This is a genomic window from bacterium (assembly GCA_018830565.1).
Classification (GTDB): domain Bacteria; phylum UBA9089; class JAHJRX01; order JAHJRX01; family JAHJRX01; genus JAHJRX01.
Map to the genome: position 1 here is coordinate 1 of JAHJRX010000039.1, position 3,998 is coordinate 3,998.

4 protein-coding genes are annotated in these 3,998 nt (G+C 34.6%); all 4 read left to right on the top strand.

Features of this window, described 5'->3' with window-relative positions:
• The first annotated feature begins 181 nt into the window (after nucleotides 1-181).
• The 4 genes from KJ849_03050 (at nucleotide 182) to KJ849_03065 (ending at nucleotide 3,823) form a co-directional block, all read left to right on the top strand.
• A complete protein-coding gene (locus KJ849_03050; protein MBU2599537.1) occupies nucleotides 182-1,213 on the top strand; it encodes an NAD(P)H-dependent glycerol-3-phosphate dehydrogenase in 1,032 nt (343 codons plus the stop codon).
• Nucleotides 1,214-1,298: 85 nt separating this feature from the next.
• Complete coding sequence (locus KJ849_03055) at nucleotides 1,299-1,568, top strand: HU family DNA-binding protein (GenBank protein ID MBU2599538.1); 270 nt, start codon at nucleotides 1,299-1,301, stop codon at nucleotides 1,566-1,568.
• A 475-nt stretch (nucleotides 1,569-2,043) separates the two neighbouring features.
• A complete protein-coding gene (locus tag KJ849_03060) occupies nucleotides 2,044-2,856 on the top strand; it encodes a transketolase (protein MBU2599539.1) in 813 nt (270 codons plus the stop codon).
• A 34-nt stretch (nucleotides 2,857-2,890) separates the two neighbouring features.
• The gene (locus KJ849_03065) at nucleotides 2,891-3,823 is read left to right on the top strand and encodes a transketolase family protein (protein ID MBU2599540.1); all 933 of its coding nucleotides are present in this window, start codon (nucleotides 2,891-2,893) and stop codon (nucleotides 3,821-3,823) included.
• Nucleotides 3,824-3,998 lie beyond the last annotated feature (175 nt).

Genomic DNA, 3,998 nt, shown 5'->3' on the forward strand with positions numbered 1-3,998 from the left:
AGAAAGGTGCATATTCTTCCATTGGATCACCCTTGGAGGAAGTTTAAAATAAACCCATATAAAAGATCATTTTTATCTAATACAAAATAGGACATTTCTATTTAACGGAAAACAGGACATTTTCATTTTGCTGTTACATTTTTTAAAAAATTCTTGACAATATTTTACTTAATATGGTAGGATGGGCAAGATTAATCATCAAAAAGCTAAAATTTCCTTAATTGGTGCGGGTTCTTGGGGTACAGCCTTAAGTATTTTACTTTATCAAAATGGTCATCAAGTAAGATTATGGGATTTTCTTAAAGACCATTTAGCCAAGATCAAGGAAGAGTTAGAAAATAAAAGGTGTCTTCCTGGTGTTCCTCTGCCTAAGGATATATCTTTTACTTTTGACCTTAACCAGGCCATAGAAGAAGGAGAATATATAATATTTGCTATTCCTTCTCATTTTTTAAGAGATACTTTAAGAAAAATAAAAAGTTGCCGTGAAGATAAAAAGATTATTTCAGTTATTAAAGGGATAGAGAATGACACTTTTTTGAGACCATCTCAAATTATTGAGGAAGTCTTACCTCAATTTAAAGAAAAAGTGGTGGTATTTTCAGGACCAAGCCATGCTGAAGAAGTAAGTAGAAATATACCTACTTCCGTGGTAGTTTCATCTTCTAAGACAGAAGATGCTGAAGAAATTCAAAGGTTATTTATCTCTCCTTATTTTAGAGTTTACACTTCAAAAGATTTGGTAGGCGTAGAATTAGGAGGAGCTTTAAAGAATGTCATCGCGATAGCGGTGGGTATATGCGATGGTTTAGGATTAGGTGACAACACTAAAGCAGCTTTAATAACTCGTGGATTAGCTGAAATTACTCGTCTTGGAGTAGCATTAGGTGCTAATGCCCATACTTTTGCTGGTCTTTCTGGGATGGGTGATTTAATAGTTACTTGTCTAAGTAAACATAGCCGCAATAGACTTTTTGGAGAATTAATTGGTAAGGGAAATTCATTAGAAGAAGCTTTGTCTAAAATGACCATGGTGGCAGAAGGAGTTAAGACCGCAAAGTCGGTTTATGAATTAGCCTTTCAGACTAAGATAGAACTTCCTATTTGCGAGCAAGTTTTTTATATCCTTTATCAAGGAAAGGATCCAAAAACAACCGTTAGAGAATTAATGTTACGGGATCCAAAGGCAGAGTTAGAAAGGGATAGAGGTTAAAAAAGGATAATATAATTTCTTGAGTTTCAAAAGTTATATTACTTCTAAAATACATCTTAATATAGAAAGGAGGTGAAAAGATAAGATGACCAAAGTAGATTTAATTAATGCCGTAGCAGATATAGGTCTAACTAAAAAGAAGGCTGGAGAAGTTGTTAATTGCGTCTTAGACACTATTAAGGACTCTTTGTCAGAAGGAGATAAGGTTCAACTTATTGGCTTTGGAAGCTTTGAAGTAAAGGAAAGGCCTGCTAGAAGAGGCAGAAACCCTCAAAATGGAGAAGCTATAGATATTCCTGCCAAGAAGGTTCCTGTTTTTCGAGCTGGGGAAGCTTTAAAACAAGCTGTTTTATAAGGATAGCTTTACTTATTTAAAGCTTTACTTTATTTACTTAATTTACTTTATTTACTTAATTTACTTTATTCACTTAAGTTTACTCACTTAAAAATAGAAGGAAGTGATCAAGTCTTCATTTCCTTCTATTTTTTGTAATCGTTTAAGTATAAATTTCTTACACCAAAACACCTCTTTATTCCCCTGAATTTATGTCAAAAATTTAACCTTTATTTATCGTTAAACTCCGAAAGTATTTTTTGCGTTGGTCAATTCTATTCTCATAGGGTAATTCCTTCTTTTTCCACATTTTCAAAGAAAAATGAGTTTAATTCCTTGTTTTTTTGTATTCAAACAAATTGTATCGGAGTTAGGCTGCGAGGAAAAGCACCAGTTTATCTCCGGTAAAACTTTCAGACTGTCAAGCCAAAATAAAGATTGAAAAATAATAGTTAGATGTTATAATAAAATTGGTTAATTCTATAAGGAGGAAGCCTTGAAAAGAACAGTTAAAGAATTGAAAGAAATAGCCAGAGAGATAAGAATATTAATAATTAAGATGCTTACCAAAGCAGGATCGGGTCATACAGGTGGTTCGCTTTCTGTAGTTGATCTGGTTACCGCTTTATATTTTAAAGTAATGAAACATGATCCTATGAATCCTAAATGGCCAGATCGAGACCGTTTTATTTTATCTAAAGGACATTGTGTTCCCGCTCAATATGCAGCTTTAGCTCTCTCTGGATATTTTGACCAGGAATTACTTATGACTCTTAGAAAGTTTAATAGCTCTCTTCAGGGGCATCCTGATATGACTAAAACAGTGGGATTGGAAATTTCTTCTGGTTCTTTAGGACAAGGTCTTTCCGTTGGTGGCGGCATAGCCTTAGCTGGCAAGTACGATCGAAAAGATTATCGAGTTTATGTAATTTTAGGTGATGGAGAAGTTCAAGAAGGTCAAGTTTGGGAAGCAGCTATGAGCGCTGCCCACTATAAATTAGACAATCTATGTGCTTTTTTAGATTATAATAAATTACAAATAGATGGGAAGGTAGAAGAGGTGATGAATATTAATCCAATTTCAGATAAATGGAGAGCTTTTGGTTGGCATAGTATCGAGATAGATGGAAATAAGATGGAAGAAGTTTTAAAAGCTTGCCAAGAAGCAAAAGAGATCAAAAATAAACCTACGATGATTATTGCTCATACTGTAAAGGGAAAAGGAGTTTCTTTTATGGAAGGAATGGTAAATTATCACGGGGTAGCACCTACCAGCGAAGAATGTGAAAGAGCTTTAAAAGAGCTTTAAAAGAGTTTCAAGAGGAAAGAAAGGTAGAGAGATAATGGATAAAGAAGTTGCTACCAGGGATGTATATGGAAAGACTTTACAAAAGATAGGTTCTCAGTATCCAAATATTATCGTTTTAGATGCAGATTGTTCATCTTCGACTCGAACTTCTTGGTTTGCCCGAGATTATCCTGAGCGGTTTTTTAATTTAGGAATAGCTGAAGCTAATATGATGGGAATGGCGGCGGGGTTAGCTACTTGTGGGAAGATTGTCTTTGCTAGTACCTTTGCTATTTTTGGAAGCGCTCGATGTTTTGAACAAGTTAGAGATTCTATTTGCTGGACTAACTTAAATGTCAAGATAGTAGTAACTCATGCTGGCCTTTCAGTAGGCGAAGACGGTGCTTCTCACCAAGCTATAGAAGATGTAACCTTGATGAGAAGTTTACCTAATATGACGGTGATTGTTCCTGTTGATGGTATTGAAACTGAAAGAGCTATTATTAAAGCCGTTGAAACTTCTGGTCCTTTTTATATTCGTTTAGGACGAGCTAAATTTCCTATCGTCTTAAAAGAAGATTACCAGTTTCAAATTGGAAAAGCAGTCACTTTAAGGGAAGGTAATGATGTGACTATTATTGCTGTTGGGCTGATGATTTCAGAGTCATTAAAGGCTGCTTTAATTTTAGAAAAAGAAGGAATATCTACTCGAGTTATTAATATGAGCACCATTAAGCCTATTGATAAAGAAGTAATTATTAAAGCCGCTCGAGAAACCAAAGTTATTATTACCGCCGAAGAACATACCGTTATAGGAGGATTAGGAGGAGCAGTGGCTGAGATATTAGGAGAAAGTGTTCCTGTGCCGATGAGAAGAATTGGCATTCCTGATGTTTTTGGATTTTCGGCTACACCTAATGAGCTTTTAGAATACTTTAAGCTGACTGGACTTCATATAGCTCAAACAGTCAGAGAAGTATTAAGTTAAAAGTAAAGTCTAATTAACAAGATATATCTGATCCTATGATTCAAATGTACGATCTTTTTAAGAGTTATAATAATCTTTCTCCTGCTTTAACTAAGATTAATATTAAATTTGATCGAGGAGACTTTGCGATAATTTATGGACCCTCTGGAGCAGGCAAGACCACTTTACTTAAAAT